General features: G+C 35.1%; 20 protein-coding genes. All 20 read left to right on the forward strand.

Annotation, left to right across the window (positions count from 1 at the left end; genetic code table 11):
- The first annotated feature begins 3 nt into the window (after window positions 1-3).
- The 20 genes from MARIT_RS15535 to MARIT_RS11660 all read left to right on the forward strand — a co-directional run bounded on the left by MARIT_RS15535 (window position 4) and on the right by MARIT_RS11660 (window position 16,435).
- Entirely contained in the window at window positions 4-174 is a 171-nt protein-coding gene (locus tag MARIT_RS15535) for a hypothetical protein (RefSeq protein WP_157926261.1), read from the forward strand.
- Window positions 155-1,423, forward strand: coding sequence for a hypothetical protein (locus tag MARIT_RS11570; RefSeq protein ID WP_024742517.1), 1,269 nt, complete (start codon window positions 155-157; stop codon window positions 1,421-1,423). The genes MARIT_RS15535 and MARIT_RS11570 overlap by 20 nt, the downstream gene beginning before the upstream one ends.
- A gap of 2 nt (window positions 1,424-1,425) precedes the next feature.
- Window positions 1,426-2,172: a hypothetical protein gene (locus tag MARIT_RS11575; RefSeq protein WP_157926262.1), complete on the forward strand. Its 747-nt coding sequence runs from the start codon at window positions 1,426-1,428 to the stop codon at window positions 2,170-2,172.
- 23 nt (window positions 2,173-2,195) lie between these two features.
- Entirely contained in the window at window positions 2,196-2,540 is a 345-nt protein-coding gene (locus MARIT_RS11580; RefSeq protein ID WP_157926263.1) for a hypothetical protein, read from the forward strand.
- Between the two features lie 191 nt (window positions 2,541-2,731).
- Window positions 2,732-2,944: a hypothetical protein gene (locus tag MARIT_RS11585; protein WP_100211575.1), complete on the forward strand. Its 213-nt coding sequence runs from the start codon at window positions 2,732-2,734 to the stop codon at window positions 2,942-2,944.
- Window positions 2,945-2,967: 23 nt separating this feature from the next.
- Complete coding sequence (locus MARIT_RS11590; protein WP_157926264.1) at window positions 2,968-3,738, forward strand: hypothetical protein; 771 nt, start codon at window positions 2,968-2,970, stop codon at window positions 3,736-3,738.
- A gap of 225 nt (window positions 3,739-3,963) precedes the next feature.
- Window positions 3,964-4,731 (forward strand): hypothetical protein, encoded by a 768-nt coding sequence (locus MARIT_RS11595; protein WP_157926265.1) that lies wholly within the window; start codon window positions 3,964-3,966, stop codon window positions 4,729-4,731.
- Window positions 4,732-4,754: 23 nt separating this feature from the next.
- On the forward strand, window positions 4,755-4,976 hold the full coding sequence (locus MARIT_RS11600; protein WP_157926266.1) for a hypothetical protein: 222 nt from the start codon (window positions 4,755-4,757) through the stop codon (window positions 4,974-4,976).
- 2 nt (window positions 4,977-4,978) lie between these two features.
- On the forward strand, window positions 4,979-5,998 hold the full coding sequence (locus MARIT_RS11605) for a DUF2931 family protein (RefSeq protein ID WP_100211579.1): 1,020 nt from the start codon (window positions 4,979-4,981) through the stop codon (window positions 5,996-5,998).
- A 136-nt stretch (window positions 5,999-6,134) separates the two neighbouring features.
- Window positions 6,135-7,283, forward strand: a complete 1,149-nt coding sequence (locus MARIT_RS11610) for a LysM peptidoglycan-binding domain-containing protein (protein WP_100211580.1) — start codon at window positions 6,135-6,137, stop codon at window positions 7,281-7,283.
- Between the two features lie 18 nt (window positions 7,284-7,301).
- Complete coding sequence (locus MARIT_RS11615; protein ID WP_100211581.1) at window positions 7,302-7,793, forward strand: DUF4280 domain-containing protein; 492 nt, start codon at window positions 7,302-7,304, stop codon at window positions 7,791-7,793.
- Window positions 7,794-7,805: 12 nt separating this feature from the next.
- Entirely contained in the window at window positions 7,806-10,556 is a 2,751-nt protein-coding gene (locus MARIT_RS11620) for an OmpA family protein (protein WP_100211582.1), read from the forward strand.
- 20 nt (window positions 10,557-10,576) lie between these two features.
- Window positions 10,577-11,320 carry a hypothetical protein gene (locus MARIT_RS11625; protein WP_157926267.1) on the forward strand — a complete coding sequence of 248 codons (744 nt, stop codon included), beginning with the start codon at window positions 10,577-10,579 and terminating at the stop codon, window positions 11,318-11,320.
- A 6-nt stretch (window positions 11,321-11,326) separates the two neighbouring features.
- The gene (locus MARIT_RS11630) at window positions 11,327-12,067 is read left to right on the forward strand and encodes a hypothetical protein (RefSeq protein ID WP_157926268.1); all 741 of its coding nucleotides are present in this window, start codon (window positions 11,327-11,329) and stop codon (window positions 12,065-12,067) included.
- Between the two features lie 9 nt (window positions 12,068-12,076).
- On the forward strand, window positions 12,077-12,820 hold the full coding sequence (locus MARIT_RS11635) for a hypothetical protein (protein ID WP_157926269.1): 744 nt from the start codon (window positions 12,077-12,079) through the stop codon (window positions 12,818-12,820).
- 6 nt (window positions 12,821-12,826) lie between these two features.
- On the forward strand, window positions 12,827-13,567 hold the full coding sequence (locus MARIT_RS11640; protein ID WP_157926270.1) for a hypothetical protein: 741 nt from the start codon (window positions 12,827-12,829) through the stop codon (window positions 13,565-13,567).
- A gap of 9 nt (window positions 13,568-13,576) precedes the next feature.
- On the forward strand, window positions 13,577-14,320 hold the full coding sequence (locus MARIT_RS11645) for a hypothetical protein (protein WP_157926271.1): 744 nt from the start codon (window positions 13,577-13,579) through the stop codon (window positions 14,318-14,320).
- Window positions 14,321-14,326: 6 nt separating this feature from the next.
- Window positions 14,327-15,067 (forward strand): hypothetical protein, encoded by a 741-nt coding sequence (locus tag MARIT_RS11650; RefSeq protein ID WP_157926272.1) that lies wholly within the window; start codon window positions 14,327-14,329, stop codon window positions 15,065-15,067.
- Window positions 15,068-15,204: 137 nt separating this feature from the next.
- A complete protein-coding gene (locus MARIT_RS11655) occupies window positions 15,205-15,978 on the forward strand; it encodes a hypothetical protein (protein WP_157926273.1) in 774 nt (257 codons plus the stop codon).
- A 244-nt stretch (window positions 15,979-16,222) separates the two neighbouring features.
- Window positions 16,223-16,435, forward strand: a complete 213-nt coding sequence (locus MARIT_RS11660; RefSeq protein ID WP_100211589.1) for a hypothetical protein — start codon at window positions 16,223-16,225, stop codon at window positions 16,433-16,435.
- Window positions 16,436-17,146: the final 711 nt, after the last annotated feature.

A 17,146-nucleotide genomic window follows, 5' to 3' on the forward strand; every position in this document is an offset into this window, starting at 1 on the left:
GCGATGATAAAACGAGCAAAAAACTATCACATTTTTATAGAAAACACCCACAACACCTCTGTACAAAAAGCATTTATGGTTACTGCCGATGGGATCCATATAGAGGCTAGAAATGGTGCTTTAAACTTAATCAGTAACAAAAAAGTAGTAAACAATGGCGGCTGCAAAAATTAAATTCGGAACATACGCAGCTACACCTCCTGTATTCAAACCAATAGAAGCTAAAGCTATTGTACAGTTTAGAACGCATAGTGCCTATCATGGTGAATTTGGTTTTGATTGGATGCGTATGGGCGATACTGGTAAACTAGGAGATACTTGGTATGCTAAAATAATTGGCGAGTATGAAGGGCTATGGGATTTTAATAAGGAAGAATATGAAGGAGGTCTTTTTGAAATAAAAGATTGGGCTTATCAAAAACTCATGCATGAATTTAAGGTCATGGCAATTACTTGGAAAAAAGATTTTTATATCATTCCCATTGCCACCATATATCCAAAAAGATCTGCTGAGTTCACATTAAAGGTAGAGATTGAAGAAGAACCCGAAGAAATAAGTTATCAATTTGACACAACATTTTTTTCTCTAAACAAAACAACCATCCCCTCCCTTGCAAAAGGAAAACACCAACTAACCAATGAATTGAAAATTACCTGCTTAAAAGAGTTTGCTGTTACTCAAAATATTGACGTTATTGCCAAAAGTAGCAATGGTAAAAAACATCTTGTTGGACGCTTAAAAATAAAAGCTAATGACAAAGCCAGCAGGCGCCAAGCTAACATTGTTTTTGTGAATGTGATTACGAGTATTAATGGAGGAAAAACAAAAGGAATTCTTGATGCTGATAAAATAAAGCAAAAAGAATATTTGACCAAGTTTTTACAACAGGCTTTGGTAACCCCTCATATTGTGAATGAGAAGCTAGATTTATGGGAAACAAAAAAAACTAGCACACAAACCCTAAACAAAAACTATACAATAGCCACAAAAAGAAGAAAAATATTTAACAAATACCACAATACTTCGGGAGAAAACCTGACCCAATTTCTTGCCAAAGAATTTAATAGTATTCCTGCCAATGCTCCTTATAAAGAGTATTATAAGGTGTTTTTTATGGGGGAATACGGCGCTAGAAAAAAATCCAATGGCGGCTTGCAACCTTTGGGCGGGCATGCCAATGGAATTCCTTCTAAAGAATGCGTCATGTACTTCAACCCAAAAGAATTTGTGGTTACCCATGAACTACTCCACTGTATGGGCGTATTTCATAGCTTTAACAACAATAGCAACTATACTTTTTTAAGAGGAAAAACCGATAATATTATGGACTACTCCCATTTATCCACTCCTAAAATTCCTCAACTAAGCACCTGGCAATGGCAATGGAAAATATTGACCGATGCCAACGAAAACGAACCTTAAACATGAAAACACACTACCTATGGATACTATTTGTCTTATTGCGCTGTGGCCCTCAAAAAACAGCAGAAAAACAAATAACGCAACCCCTTAAAGAAGAAGGGATCTTTTTACACCAATTAACAAAAACCATGACTACACAAGCTTTAGACGCACTAAAACAACAAGGTTATCAATATAAAAAACAAGATACTTTTTTTATCAAAGACGGAAAACTAGATATTGAATACCTTATGAAAAATGGGTATAAGTATGGCGATGGAAGTTTTTCTAGTTACGAAGAAACACTAGAAGACGGTACCATCATATATATATCAGGATATCGTAATAGCTATACTAAAGAAGTAAGAAAAGAAGGTGATTATTTAGGTACCTTATATGAATACTACCCTTCTGGTGCTTTAAAAACTGTAGGAGCATATTATCCCAACTATTTTACCAAAGGAACTTGGTATTGGTACAACGAACAAGGGCTCATCAATAGACTTAAAGAATATGACAAAGACTATGCTTTTACTTGGGAAGAGGTATTAAAATTTATGCAAGAAAAACAGATCTCAAAAGAAAACATCATGTATATCAACCGTGGAATGGCAGAAGAAAAGAACCCCAAAACCCCTTATTGGGCGATTGCTAAAATTACAGGAAGAGATAGCTACAATAGACCTACTACAGTAACTTTTTACGAATTAGATGGCAATACAGGAGCTATAATTGAAGAAGAACTTTTAGATTATACCCTTGAATATTAAGCTCCTTATACAAAACGCTTTCTATGAAAATACACTACCTATGGATACTATTTGTCTTATTGCGCTGTGGCCCTCAAAAAACAGCAGAAAAACAAATAACGCAACCCCTTAAAGAAGAAGGGATCTTTTTACACCAATTAGCAAAAACCATGACTACACAAGCTTTAGACGCACTAAAACAACAAGGTTATCAATATAAAAAACAAGATACTTTTTTTATCAAAGACAGAAAACTAGATATTGAATACCTTATGAAAAATGGGTATAAGTATGGCGACGGAAGTTTTTCTAGTTACGAAGAAACACTAGAAGACGGTACCATCATATATATATATCAGGATATCGTAATAGCTATACTAAAGAAGTAAGAAAAGAAGGTGATTATTTAGGTACCTTATATGAATACTACCCTTCTGGTGCTTTAAAAACTGTAGGAGCATATTATCCCAACAATTTTGCCAAAGGAACTTGGTATTGGTACAACGAACAAGGGCTCATCAATAGACTTAAAGAATATGACAAAGACTATGCTTTTACTTGGGAAGAGGTATTAAAATTTATGCAAGAAAAACAGATCTCAAAAGAAAACATCATGCACATTCGCCGTAGAATAACTTCTATAAACAAAGAACAAAAACCCAATTGGTATATTGCTAAAATTACAGGAAGAGATAGCTACAATAGACCTACCTCTGTTATTGGATATCAGTTAGATGGCAATACAGGAGCTATAATTGAAGAAGAACTTTTAGACTATACCCTTGAATATTAAGCTCCTTATACAAAACGCTTTCTATGAAAACACACTACCTATGGATACTATTTGTCTTATTGCGCTGTGGACCTCAAAAAACAGCAGAAAAACAAACAACGCAACCCCCTAAAGAAGAAGGGATCTTTTTACACCAATTAGCAAAAACCATGACTACACAAGCTTTAGACATACTAAAACAACAAGGTTATCAATATAAAAAACAAGATACTTTTTTTATCAAAGACGGGACATTAAACATCAAAGAACTCCAAGAAAAAGGGACTGCTATTGAAGCATCAGATGGCTATCAAACTTTTACCTCATTTTATTATGAAAAAACTACAAACAACTTAAGCATATCTTTATCAGGAGACTCCATATATGGCTACTCAAAAAAAATAGCTAAAAAAGATGACTGGATCGTCCAACACTATCAGTATGACAATAAAGGATTTATAAAAAGAATAGGGAGCTATTATCCAAATCATGTGGATTTGGGAGTTTGGTATGATTACACCCCTAGTGGACTAGTTGCTTTTAATAATTTAGATACTCCTTATGCTTTTTCATGGAGGCAGATCGTATCATTTATTAAGAATAAAAAAATTAAAAAAGAACATATTTATGAAATCAGACGTTGGGTAGATGAAGACACTAAATACCCCTACTGGCTTATCTCAATTATCATAGAAAAAGATGGTCTTGGGAGTCCTACAGTTATCACACAATATCTCTTAAACGGAAATTCTGGTAAGTTGATTGATAAGAAGAAAGTAGAGGTAACTAGGTACTTTCCTCCTTTTGATAATTAAGAGAACTAACAAACAGCATAATTTTCAACATTTATAAAGATATTCTTTACTGATAATGGTTATAGTTTATAGACATAGTAATCAACCAGAAACCTTTAAAACGTTTTTCTAAACTGATAATATTATGGACTACTCCCATTTATCCACTCCTAAAATCCCTCAACTAAGCACTTGGCAATGGCAATGGAAAATATTGACCGATGCCAACGAAAACGAACCTTAAACATGAAAACACACTACCTATGGATACTATTTGTCTTATTGCGCTGTGGACCTCAAAAAACAGCAGAAAAACAAACAACGCAACCCCCTAAAGAAGAAGGGATCTTTTTACACCAATTAGCAAAAACCATGACTACACAAGCTTTAGACACACTAAAACAACAAGGTTATCAATATAAAAAACAAGATACTTTTTTTATCAAAGACGGGACATTAAACATCAAAGAACTCCAAGAAAAGGGAAATGCAGTTGGATCTTCTGGGAACCTCCAAAAAACTACTGCTTACCACTACAATACCATATTGAACGATAAAACTCATGTTTATATATGGGGAGATGATTTAAGTGGCTATACTAAAGAAGTAAGAAAAGAAGGTGATTATTTAGGTACCTTATATGAATACTACCCTTCCGGTGCTTTAAAAACTGTAGGAGCATATTATCCCAACTATTTTGCCAAAGGAACTTGGTATTGGTACAACGAACAAGGGCTCATCAATAGACTTAAAGAATATGACAAAGACTATGCTTTTACTTGGGAAGAGGTATTAAAATTTATGCAAGAAAAACAGATCTCAAAAGAAAACATCATGCACATTCGCCGTAGAATAACTTCTATAAACAAAGAACAAAAACCCAATTGGTATATTGCTAAAATTACAGGAAGAGATAGCTACAATAGACCTACCTCTGTTATTGGATATCAGTTAGATGGCAATACAGGAGCTATAATTGAAGAAGAACTTTTAGATTATACCCTTGAATATTAAGCTCCTTATACAAAACGCTTTCTATGAAAACACACTACCTATGGATACTATTTGTCTTATTGCGCTGTGGCCCTCAAAAAACAGCAGAAAAAGTTTCTCCATTAACAGAAGATCGAGATATGCTACTCCGTTTAAGAAAACGATACCTTCACTTTTCTTCTATGTATGGAAGTGTATCTGGATCTAATATCCCTAATTACACAATCCATGAAAACACCATCATACGAAAACGCCAAGTCTATTAACCATGATAAAGTACCTACAAACAATACTATTATGCGTGCTATTAACAAATTGCAACCACAAACCGATGAAAAAATTTGATTGGCTAGCAGGAGGCTGTACTCCTAAAAATTACCCCATACATCTATACACAGGAAACTACATTTTTGAAGATGGCAACCAACTATACATTCCAGTCCCTTATAAAGGCGATGGCGGCGGTTGGGGCAGCAGAGGTACAACTCACGTAGTTGGAGAACAATATAAGCCTATCCCGATACGTTTGACACTCTACTGGATGTCTTTTGCTGAAAAAAAGTGGTATCAAGGCAGTTGGGAACTTCCTCAGAAAAAAATAATCGCCTTATTTGAAAAAGGGTTTATCGATCGTAGAACAAATAAAAAAGACAATTATACAAAAATCGTAACTGGTATGGCTCCTAATGGAGTGGTTGTAGTATGGCTTTCTGGGGCAGGTTATGTAAAAGAAGTGGCGCGATTTCAAGCAGAAGAAGCTACATGGCCTTCTATGGAAAAATTAATGCCAGGCAATCCTACCATTAGCAAAGAGCAGTATTTGAGTTTAAATAGTACCGTTGAAGCCTATCTTGCTAAAAATGGAATTCCTACGGGGTTATGGGACTATTATCGTATCAGATATAACTGGCATCCAAAAATAAACTTACTAGATGAGGGTACCAAACTCAAAATAGTTGCTTCTCATTTTTTCAATGGAGAACTTGAAACTTGGGTGGTTGGTCTTATAGATGGTTGGGAAACTAGAGCCATCCCCAAAAGATGTGCTATTCATTGGGAAACCAAACTGTTCAAATACACCACTATCATAACGTTGGATGACCGTACCATTTTTAACACCTTTCAAACAGCTTTTGGTAACGAAACCAACCAACGGGCTGATTTTACTGTAACCCTAGAAAACAGAAAAGTAAAGGACGTGTTTTTACAAATAGGAGCAATAAAAACACCCGTCATTCCAAAACAAATCAAGCAATATAAATACCCTAAAAAAAACGCTCCCAAATGATTTTTTTAAAAAGCAAATTGATCCATCGCAAACCTATATAAGGAAGCGTGCAGGCTATACAATCATCCTATAAGCAATTACAGCAAAAGAGGTGTCATGACACGAATATACAATCCGTTTACAATAAAGAATTCGAATGAGTGCTAAATACCGTACCTATAAAATACAACAAGGTGATACACTAAATAGCATTGCCGAAAAACTGGAGGTGGCTCCTGAAGAGTTAAAGAAATTTCACAATAGCAAAAGTAGCTTTAACAATGTACTTCCGTTTTCTGGAATTCCAGCACATCTTACAGAAATCATCATTCCTACTATTGGATTTGGATTGGAAGATGGAAAAGAAGTATGGTTAGGAAAAGGAACTCCTATTCGTGTAAATAGACTTCAATATAATGGCGATTTATTTTGTGCTCCTTTTACAGGAAACTGGTCATACGGTATTGTAAAAACAATTAAAAATGGAGAAAAAACAACAACCATCACCTATACCGTAAATCTCAATTATTACCTTACTGATGGCATTCGTTATGTATCTGTTGACATGGTTTCGGATACCTTTGTTAATGACAAAAAGCCAGATTTAATAGTTGATGAACTTGCGCTAGCCTGTACCAAAACCCTATACCCAATACTCTTTAAAATAAACACAGATGGTACTTTGAATAGTATAGAAAATCATGCCGCTATTATGGAACGCTGGCTCCTGTCTAAAAAACAGCTATCCAGATACTACAAAGGCAATACTGTTAAAGAATATCTACACCATTTTGAAAAGGTTATTAAAGAAGCACCACTGCTACTACACTACCTTCAAAATGATTGGTTTTTTCACTTTTATTTTGATGCTATTTACCATGGATATAGAAATTATATAATGGAATATACTAAAAAAATACCCCTGATTCCTTTTACGGCTAAAGTAGCGTATCAAGTGACGCAAGTCTTACATCCTTATTTAGAAAATAATTATATCCGCATACAAAGCAAAGGGCATTGTACAGATAAACGCAGCCATAACGACTTGGAAAATGGCTATTATTTTCCTACTGATCCCTTACAAAGCTCCACCGTTAAAGGAAACTACCGAGCTGTATATATGCTCCATCGCAAAACATCTAGGATCAAATACTTGTATATCGAAAGCACATTAAAATTATCTAAAGAAAAACACATGACTATCAGTATTTCCGAAATAGAAAACACCATTCCTAAAGAAAATCTAAGGCATCCTAAAGAAATTAAATCTGCACGAAAATCGCCGTGGTGGCAGCAAATAATATAACCCCTTAAAAACATCGTTATGAGTGAAAAACACATCGTAGTTCAAGGAGCTACATGCGAATGCCAATACGGCAACGCACCAGACATACTAAAAGTAGCTTCGCATAGCTATGAATATGCTAATGACAAAGAAGCTCGTCAAAAACCAATTGCTACCTCACTAGAAATTGGCCAACCCTTTGAAAAGAACACCTTCGGAAATTGCAAGCTCCAACCTACTCCTGGAGGCTATAAGCCTTGCCAACCAAACCTTACGGAATGGCAGGGTTTTTATGAAGATGCCATCTTAAAAAATGGCGGCTATATTCTTTTAGAAAACAGCAAAGCTATTTGTGCCATTGCAGGAGCTCCTTGTGTAAAAGTAGCTGACCATGCCCAAGTTGCTGAGGCATGCTCTCAAAATATGAAAAACGCTGATAAAGATACCAGCGCACAGTTAAATCCAATGGTGAACCCTGCTGAAATTGGAAAAGTACCAACCTTAAAAAGCGCTATAGAAGAAGGTGCCTAAACATACATAAATATGCCTAAAGGAGTTAAAAAAATTAAAATGTGTAAAGGGAATTATTACCCTGACAAAACGCGTTCTTTAACCACGCAAGTTACTATTGAAGCAGATCAATTCGTTAGCTTTAGGGTTGAAGAATGGCTTCCTGACACGACAGAAGCTGAAAAAAAAGAAGCTATTTTCTGGATACGACAGTCGCAAGACCGAAAAACAATTCATTATAAAGCCAAACTTCCTAGCTATCGCTTTAAAATCCCTAAAAAAGAATGTGGTAATGTTTCGTATTATATAGAAGGTAGTAGGTCAGGAAATCGCGACTTTAAAAATCAATCGGGTATTTTTGTTACTGGATATGCGCCTAAAAAAATTATTCGTACTCAATGGACCAAAACTAAAGGAGGAACTTCCATTAAAAATAAACAGGCAAAGACTCCTATTTTGTATGGCGATCCTATTTTTTTATATGCACATACTGAAGGACTTAATGGATACAACGATATTTCAGTAGAAATATACAACCAACAATTAGGTACTGATAAAATTATTTGGATATACAATAAGGTGGCTTGTATTGATGGTGATATTAACTTAAAAATACAAAACACCTCTCAATGGATGTCTAGCGTAAGAAACCTTCAAGAAATAGAGCAATTTTTTGTAAAAATAAAACATAAGGGCGCTTATATTTTTGATAATTACCATGATGATGAACACGCTATTTATCTGAATATTAAAAAGCAATTGGTACATACCATACCCAAGGCTCCTGAAAATATTACTCCTACCAAAGTATATGAAGCTGCAATAAACCCTACTCGCTATGAACCTTGTAAGTTTACTGAAATTAATATTATTGAGCATGGCAAAGCTCCTTTTACCGTGTTTAAAGATGGGCAAGTTCTTGCAGGAAAACGCTATGTCAAACAAACCATTCATCGTGCCATCTATTTTGATTTTAACGATACGAGTATCAACAATAGTGCTCAAAAAAAACTCAACAATATTTTAGGTTTTTTATTAGCGCATCCTGGTAGCAACATACAAATGAGTGGCTATGCTTGTGTAATAGGCGATTGTGAATACAACCAAAAACTCTCACAAAACCGCAGTGATGCTGTAAAAGATTTTTTTACCAAGGGGGGTTTAGATACACATCGAATTACCAGTGTGGGTAGAGGCGAATACAATACGAGTGACGAAGATGGTGTTGAACATAAAAATGAAAAAGAATATATTCTTGCCCGAAGGGTTGATATTTCTTTTCATTATAATGCCCATGATGCCAAGGCGCTTGTATATGAAACAATAGCTCCTAGCAGCCCGAAACCTATTTCTATAAATGTGAAAAATTTTCAAGTAGATGACTGCTATCGGGCGGATAAAAAAAAACATATAAAGCAAATTCTTATTGCATCTCCTGACGGAGCAGCACAACAAAAAGCAACAAGCTATGCCACTTTTTCAATACAATCTACCATTTCAAAACACAATCCATATCCGTTACAATACATATGGCCTAAATGGAATTTTATACGTACCGTAAACAATCAAAAAATAGATGCTGCTGCTCTTTACCGACTTACCATTAATAGCTGTAGCTATTATTCTTTAACAGATGAAGCTACGCTTATTATAAAGGCATATCCTGATATTAAGTGGACCTTAAAGTTCTTTTTAAATCTTACAAACCTCTTAGCAGTATCTTGGAAAAACCAACCTGCTTCAAAACATAAAGAATTACAAAAAAAGTCTGGAAAGACTAGTATGGAAACACGATGGAAGCAAAAAGAAACTTCCTTTGGTTTCAGCTTAAAATCAGCATGGAATAAACAAGAAGGTTATTTTTCTAAAGAACGAGAACTTAAATTAGCATACAATGCCAAATTCAAAAAATTTTACGACCTGTTTGCTTCTATGGGAAATATGTCTAAAGCAATTATCCATAAAACAAAAGGGCGAATACGAAATATAGGCTTTAAAAATATTCCTATCATTTTTGAAGTAAAACCGCCTAATTTAAGCCTAGATGGAACTTGGTTTCTCGAAAAAAAAGAACATACAGTAGGTACTAATGTAGATTTTTCATTAAACGCCACCCCTTTAATAGGCCTAGACATAACCATAGACCTACTTTGTTTGGCAACAAGTGCAGTAGCAGGTGCCATTACAGCAGGAGGAGGAGCTGAACCTGCTATGCGTCTTTACAGAATCATTAAGGGACATCTGAACAATGGTATAAAAATGGGGACTAAAGATGCTGGGGCAGAAGTAAAGGCGGATGTTTATATTGACTTACAGATATCAAACACCATCAAAACAAAGGCGGACTTTAAATTTAATACCGCAGGAAAAGCAACAGACGCTCAATTTAAATTAGAAACCAACAATACCTTAAAAGTAGAAGTAAAAGCTGGAATGTGGGTAAAAGCAGAAGTTGCTTTGGTAGTTGTTAAACTAGAGGGCTATTTTGAAATGAGTGCAAAGGGAACATCAGCAATCACTCTTGGCCATGAAGTTAATTATGACGACAAAGGGCTATACTACCGTCCCGAACTAGGTTTTGATGGAATTACCGCCGACTATATTATTAAAGCTAAAGTAGGCTTGTCTTCTACCAAAACTATTTTAAAAGAAGGCACTCCTAGCAACGAAAATATGGCTATTTTAGGCCAAGGAAAATGGACCCTAGCCCCCTCTTTTGATGTTGTCAAAAGCTTAGAAGAGCTTTTTGGCTTTAGTGCCAACATTCCATTAATAAAAAATTAAAAACTTTAACCCTTTAAAACATGCGTATATCTAAAATAATCATGGTCATTCTTATGGCAACAACAACGAATTCTTGTAGCTCACAAAACAAAATAGACCTATTGGCTGCATTGCAAAACAAGACTTCCTTGGAACAACTGATTCCAAAAGAACAAAGAGCATTATTTTTCTATGATAAAATAGACCCTGCTTCAGGAACTCCAGTTATGGTAACCACTAAAGAAACAGATCGCTATACCTTTGGCACCTATAACATACCTCCCAACCCCACAAAAGTAAGAAGAATTAATAACCAAATTGGAATTTGCTTATACAAGGCACTTAACGATAATCATGAAAATAAGATTGCGGGAATTTGGATCGATATGAAAAAAGTAGATAATCGTTTATTTGAATACTTAAAAGAGCTCTATGGAGCTCCAAAAGAAATTAGACCAAAACCTACCGTCCAAGAAACTACCGCAGAAAGAAGAGCGCGCCTCGGATTAAAAAATGAAGGAGTTGTTCAAAAAAGGACAGAAAAACAACGTATTTTACATGGAAGCAATAATTTTCTTTGGCAAATAAACGATATGACCATTATCTATAGTGATTTTTATCGAGCTCATACAACATATATTGATGACGATGGCAATAAGATTGCAGATCCTAAAGAGGAGCAATATATAAATTCTTCGGTCTATATCATTAGGAATGATGCAATGGACATGACCACTCCTGGGCGTACCTCTGCTCAAAGGTTCATAGCCACTTTTAAACAGTAATTCGCAATGGAACGAAACAAATTGATGGGAGCCATTTTGATCACAATCATGATGGCCTCTTGTAACTCACAAAACAAAATAGACCTATTGGCAGCATTGCAAAACAAGACTTCCTTGGAACAACTGATTCCAAAAGAACAAAGAGATGTTTTCTCATTTGATAAAATACATCCAACAACAGGAACTCCCATTCTGATTGATAGAACAAAAACAGATCGCTATACCTTTGGTACCTATAATATACCTCCCAACCCCACAAAAGTAAGAAGAATCAATAACCGAATTGGTTTCTATTTGTACAAGACCCCTAGCGATAATCATGATAATAAAATCGCAGGAATTTGGATCTATATGAAAAAAATAGATAATCGTTTATTTGAATACTTAAAAGACCTCTATGGAGCTCCAAAGGAAACTAGCCCAAAACCTACCGTCCAAGAAACTACCGCAGAAAGAAGGGCGCGCCTCGGATTAAAAAATGAAGGAGTCGTTCAAAAAAAGACAGAAAAACAACGTATTTTACATGGAAGCAATGATTTTCTTTGGCAGGTAAACGATATGACCATTGTCTATAGTGATTTTTATCGAGCTAACACAGCATATATTGATGACGATGGCAATAAGATTGCAGATCCTAAAGAGGAGCAATTTATAAGTGCTTCGGTCTATATCATTAGGAATGATGCAATGGACATGACCACTCCTGGGCGTACCTCTGCTCAAAGATTGATAGCCACTTTTAAATAGTAATTCGCAATGGAACGAAACAAATTGATGGGAGTCATTTTGATCACAATCATGATGGCCTCTTGTAGCTCACAAAACAAAATAGACCTATTGGCAGCATTGCAAAACAAGACTTCCTTGGAACAACTGATCCCAAAAGAACAAAGAGATGTTTTCTCATTTGATAAAATAGACCCTGCTTCAGGAACTCCCATTCTGATTGATAGAACAAAAACAGACCGCTATACCTTTGGCTCCTATAATATTCCTCCCAACCCCACAAAAGTAAGAAGAATCAATAACCGAATTGGTTTCTATTTGTACAAGACCCCTAGCGATAATCATGATAATAAGATTGCGGGAATTTGGATCTATATGAAAAAAATAGATAATCGTTTATTTGAATACTTAAAAGAGCTCTATGGAGCTCCAAAGGAAACTAGCCCAAAACCTACCGTCCAAGAAACTACCGCAGAAAGAAGAGCGCGCCTCGGATTAAAAAATGAAGGAGTCGTTCAAAAAAAGACAGAAAAACAACGTTTTTTACATGGAAGCAATGATTTTCTTTGGCAGGTAAACGATATGACCATTGTCTATAGTGATTTTTATCGAGCTAACACAGCATATATTGATGACGATGGCAATAAGATTGCAGATCCTAAAGAGGAGCAATATATAAGCGCTTCGGTCTATATCATTAGGAATGATGCAATGGACATGACCACTCCTGGGCGTACCTCTGCTCAAAGATTGATAGCCACTTTTAAACAGTAATTCGCAATGGAACGAAACAAATTGATGGGAGTCATTTTGATCACAATCATGATGGCCTCTTGTAACTCACAAAACAAAATAGACCTATTGGCTGCATTGCAAAACAAGACTTCCTTGGAACAACTGATTCCAAAAGAACAAAGAGATGTTTTCTCATTTGATAAAATACATCCAACAGCAGGAACTCCCATTCTGATTGATAGAACAAAAACAGATCGCTATACCTTTGGTACCTATAACATACCTCCCAACCCCACAAAAGTAAGAAGAATCAATAACCGAATTGGTTTCTATTTGTACAAGACCCCTAGCGATAATCATGAAAATAAGATTGCAGGAATTTGGATCGATATGAAAAAAGTAGATAATCGTTTATTTGAATACTTAAAAGAAATCTATGGAACTCCTAAGGAAATCAGACCAAAACCTACCGTCCAAGAAACTACCGCAGAAAGAAGAGCGCGCCTCGGATTAAAAAATGAAGGAGTCGTTCAAAAAAGGACAGAAAAACAACGTATTTTACATGGAAGCAATAATTTTCTTTGGCAGGTAAACGATATGACCATTGTCTATAGTGATTTTTATCGAGCTAACACAGCATATATTGATGACGATGGCAATAAGATTGCAGATCCTAAAGAGGAGCAATATATAAATTCTTCGGTCTATATCATTAGGAATGATGCAATGGACATGACCACTCCTGGGCGTACCTCTGCTCAAAGATTGATAGCCACTTTTAAATAGTAATTCGCAATGGAACGAAACAAATTGATGGGAGCCATTTTGATCATAATCATGATGGACTCTTGTAACTCACAAAACAAAATAGACCTATTGGCAGCATTGCAAAACAAGACTTCCTTGGAACAACTGATCCCAAAAGAACAAAGAGATGTTTTCTCATTTGATAAAATAGACCCTGCTTCAGGAACTCCCATTCTGATTGATAGAACAAAAACAGACCGCTATACCTTTGGCTCCTATAATATTCCTCCCAACCCCACAAAAGTAAGAAGAATCAATAACCGAATTGGTTTCTATTTGTACAAGACCCCTAGCGATAATCATGATAATAAAATCGCAGGAATTTGGATCTATATGAAAAAAATAGATAATCGTTTATTTGAATACTTAAAAGAGCTCTATGGAGCTCCAAAGGAAACTAGCCCAAAACCTACCGTCCAAGAAACTACCGCAGAAAGAAGAGCGCGCCTCGGATTAAAAAATGAAGGAGTTACTCAAAAAAAGACAGAAAAACAACGTATTTTACATGGAAGTAATGATTTTCTTTGGCAAATAAACGATATGACCATTGTCTATAGTGATCTTTATCGAGCTAACACAGCATATATTGATGACGATGGCAATAAGATTGCAGATCCTAAAGAGGAACAATATATAAGCGCTTCGGTCTATATCATTAGGAATGATGCAATGGACATGACCACTCCTGGGCGTACCTCTGCTCAAAGGTTCATAGCCACTTTTAAACAGTAATTCGCAATGGAACGAAACAAATTGATGGGAGTCATTTTGATCACAATCATGATGGCCTCTTGTAACTCACAAAACAAAATAGACCTATTGGCAGCATTGCAAAACAAGACTTCCTTGGAACAACTGATTCCAAAAGAACAAAGAGATGTTTTCTCATTTGATAAAATACATCCAACAGCAGGAACTCCCATTCTGATTGATAGAACAAAAACAGATCGCTATACCTTTGGTACCTATAACATACCTCCCAACCCCACAAAAGTAAGAATAATTAATAATGTAGTTGGTTTCTATTTGTACAAGACCCCTAGCGATAATCATGAAAATAAGATTGCGGGAATTTGGATTCGTATGAAAAAAATAGACGATCGTTTATTTGAATACTTAAAAGAAATCTATGGAACTCCTAAGGAAATCAAACCAAAACCTACCATCCAAGAAACTACCGCAGAAAGAAGAGCGCGCCTCGGATTAAAAAATGAAGGAGTTGTTCAAAAAAAGACAGAAAAACAACGTATTTTACATGGAAGCAATAATTTTCTTTGGCAGGTAAACGATATGACCATTGTCTATAGTGATCTTTATCTAACTCAAACAGCATATATTGATGACGATGGTAATAAGATTGCAGATCCTAAAGAGGAGCAATATATAAGCGCTTCGGTCTATATCATTAGGAATGATGCAATGGACATGACTACTCCTGGGCGTACCTCTGCTCAAAGGTTCATAGCCACTTTTAAATAGTAAATGACCATAAAGATATTACCATACTTAAACCTTATAAATAATTATCAATGCAACGAAACAAATTGATGAACAAGACTATTCCTGAGCGTACAGTCGCTCCAAAATTAATAACCACTTTTAAACAATAAATTACCATGAAGATATTACCATATTATATGATTGATTTCAGCGCTGCTGCCTGCCTATTTGAAATTAGAGTTAATGACTACCCTGTTATCACTCAAAATATAGCAGGACAGGTATCTACATATATTCCCATAAACTATGCTATATTAGAAAGTGGAAAGCAAGAAGTTTCTATCACCATGCTTCCTTTAATAGGAGAAACCTCTTTGCATCCTAAAGCTTATTTAAAATATAAGGTAATGTTATTTGATGTTACTAATGACTTTGTTTTCAAAGAAGAATTCACTAGTTTTCAGTCAGAACAACTTGCAAAGAATCACCTCCCTGTAGTAAAGCAAACTTCTTATTTTCGTGCTACAGTGCCCTACCAACTCAACGCTTGGCAACACGGAATCAATCTTACATCAAAAAAAGACCTAAAAAACAAACTTCTACAAAGCTGCCAAGAAATAGCTTCAATAATAGAGAAAAAGGAGTATAGCACTTTTGAAAAAATGATTCTTAAAAGAGAACAAAACATGGCTACTGCTATGTATTTAAACCAACAAGAATCGTCGTCAAGAATTACGGAACTCATTCAAGATTTAAAAGCTGGCTTTAAAATGATGCCCATTCCCAAAGAAAGTGTCGTAAGGATATTGGGCTTTGGAAAAGTAGCGGCATTGAAAAAACCCAATGGTGAATCAGCTTTGTATCTTTTTAACGAAAAAACCAACCAAGAATTAATGCTTGACTTTACTTTTTATATTCCAGAAGGAAAAACAAATTTTGAAATTATATAAATGATATTGGCTATCATATTTTCAAAGATTCCTAGAGCATTAACAAAAGCTGTATTAGACTTGTATATTGCAGCCTTTTTTATCTAAAACTTCAAAAGGCAACATCTTACAATGTATTCAATTTGCAAATAAAATTAACCTAATAAGCATTTTTTATTAGGTTAATTTTAACGCATAAAAAAGGTAAGCACTCACATTTTATCTGCTCTATAAAACATTCGTCCATCTAACAAACAAACCTTCAATGAAATATTTCATCAAATTAGTATTGCTATTTATCAGCACACAAAGTTGTAAATCACCATCAGATTTTGATTTAGCAACACTAACCTTACAAACCGAAAAAATTAGCAGTATAGTACCTGATATTAAACACAGAAAGAGCATACATATTTATGGTAATAAGGGCATTGAATATGTAATTACAAAAGACGATCGTTTTTTAAACTTTAAATGAATCAAAAAATAGAATTAGCAGCTTAGTCAACGACTTAAAGAATGGTTATGACTATATACTATTTGACCCCCAAACAGCCATTCCTATCATCACTGCTTATGGTTATAAAATTGCATTAAAAAAAATAAATGGTGATCCCGCTTTAGGATTTGGTAATAAAGAAAAAAATGAGCAACTCATGCTAGACATAGTTTTCTACTTTAATAAAAAAACAAATACGTTTGAGATCATATAAAATGGAGATAAGGCACAAACCCCATCCCCCTCATAAAAAACACTCTTTTCTAGTTTCCACAAACACAATAACCTGATTTTCAACACAAATCTGTACAAACTTTTTCAAGCATGTCTAAAACTTTGTACAGCAAACCAACTCCAAATCTTGTACAGCGTTTTTGCGAGAGAAAAAAACACTGTACAAAAAACCAACTCCAAATCTTGTACAGCGTTTTTGCGAGAGGAAAAAACACTGTACAGAAAAACAACTCCAAATCTTGTACAGCGTTTTTGCGAGAGAAAAAAACACTGTACAAAAAACCAACTCCAAATCTTGCATCCCATTTTTCAGAGTAAAAAAGTAGGGTACAGCAAATAAAAATTCAAAAGACAACAGCTAATGATGGAAATAAGGGAGATGGACTACCTTATAAACTTACGGGCAAACTCAGTGGTAGTGATTGCTCTAATGGAATTGCGGTGCATAGCACAACA

The sequence above is a fragment of the Tenacibaculum maritimum NCIMB 2154 genome (genome assembly GCF_900119795.1).
Lineage (GTDB): Bacteria > Bacteroidota > Bacteroidia > Flavobacteriales > Flavobacteriaceae > Polaribacter > Polaribacter maritimus.

What these genes read in the sequence shown, in the direction of transcription:
- MARIT_RS15535 (WP_157926261.1), top strand. Translation starts at nt 4, where the DNA reads ATGATAAAACGAGCAAAAAACTATCACATTTTTATAGAAAACACCCAC.
- MARIT_RS11570 (WP_024742517.1), top strand. Translation starts at nt 155, where the DNA reads ATGGCGGCTGCAAAAATTAAATTCGGAACATACGCAGCTACACCTCCT.
- MARIT_RS11575 (WP_157926262.1), top strand. Translation starts at nt 1,426, where the DNA reads ATGAAAACACACTACCTATGGATACTATTTGTCTTATTGCGCTGTGGC.
- MARIT_RS11580 (WP_157926263.1), top strand. Translation starts at nt 2,196, where the DNA reads ATGAAAATACACTACCTATGGATACTATTTGTCTTATTGCGCTGTGGC.
- MARIT_RS11585 (WP_100211575.1), top strand. Translation starts at nt 2,732, where the DNA reads ATGCAAGAAAAACAGATCTCAAAAGAAAACATCATGCACATTCGCCGT.
- MARIT_RS11590 (WP_157926264.1), top strand. Translation starts at nt 2,968, where the DNA reads ATGAAAACACACTACCTATGGATACTATTTGTCTTATTGCGCTGTGGA.
- MARIT_RS11595 (WP_157926265.1), top strand. Translation starts at nt 3,964, where the DNA reads ATGAAAACACACTACCTATGGATACTATTTGTCTTATTGCGCTGTGGA.
- MARIT_RS11600 (WP_157926266.1), top strand. Translation starts at nt 4,755, where the DNA reads ATGAAAACACACTACCTATGGATACTATTTGTCTTATTGCGCTGTGGC.
- MARIT_RS11605 (WP_100211579.1), top strand. Translation starts at nt 4,979, where the DNA reads ATGATAAAGTACCTACAAACAATACTATTATGCGTGCTATTAACAAAT.
- MARIT_RS11610 (WP_100211580.1), top strand. Translation starts at nt 6,135, where the DNA reads ATGAGTGCTAAATACCGTACCTATAAAATACAACAAGGTGATACACTA.
- MARIT_RS11615 (WP_100211581.1), top strand. Translation starts at nt 7,302, where the DNA reads ATGAGTGAAAAACACATCGTAGTTCAAGGAGCTACATGCGAATGCCAA.
- MARIT_RS11620 (WP_100211582.1), top strand. Translation starts at nt 7,806, where the DNA reads ATGCCTAAAGGAGTTAAAAAAATTAAAATGTGTAAAGGGAATTATTAC.
- MARIT_RS11625 (WP_157926267.1), top strand. Translation starts at nt 10,577, where the DNA reads ATGCGTATATCTAAAATAATCATGGTCATTCTTATGGCAACAACAACG.
- MARIT_RS11630 (WP_157926268.1), top strand. Translation starts at nt 11,327, where the DNA reads ATGGAACGAAACAAATTGATGGGAGCCATTTTGATCACAATCATGATG.
- MARIT_RS11635 (WP_157926269.1), top strand. Translation starts at nt 12,077, where the DNA reads ATGGAACGAAACAAATTGATGGGAGTCATTTTGATCACAATCATGATG.
- MARIT_RS11640 (WP_157926270.1), top strand. Translation starts at nt 12,827, where the DNA reads ATGGAACGAAACAAATTGATGGGAGTCATTTTGATCACAATCATGATG.
- MARIT_RS11645 (WP_157926271.1), top strand. Translation starts at nt 13,577, where the DNA reads ATGGAACGAAACAAATTGATGGGAGCCATTTTGATCATAATCATGATG.
- MARIT_RS11650 (WP_157926272.1), top strand. Translation starts at nt 14,327, where the DNA reads ATGGAACGAAACAAATTGATGGGAGTCATTTTGATCACAATCATGATG.
- MARIT_RS11655 (WP_157926273.1), top strand. Translation starts at nt 15,205, where the DNA reads ATGAAGATATTACCATATTATATGATTGATTTCAGCGCTGCTGCCTGC.
- MARIT_RS11660 (WP_100211589.1), top strand. Translation starts at nt 16,223, where the DNA reads ATGAAATATTTCATCAAATTAGTATTGCTATTTATCAGCACACAAAGT.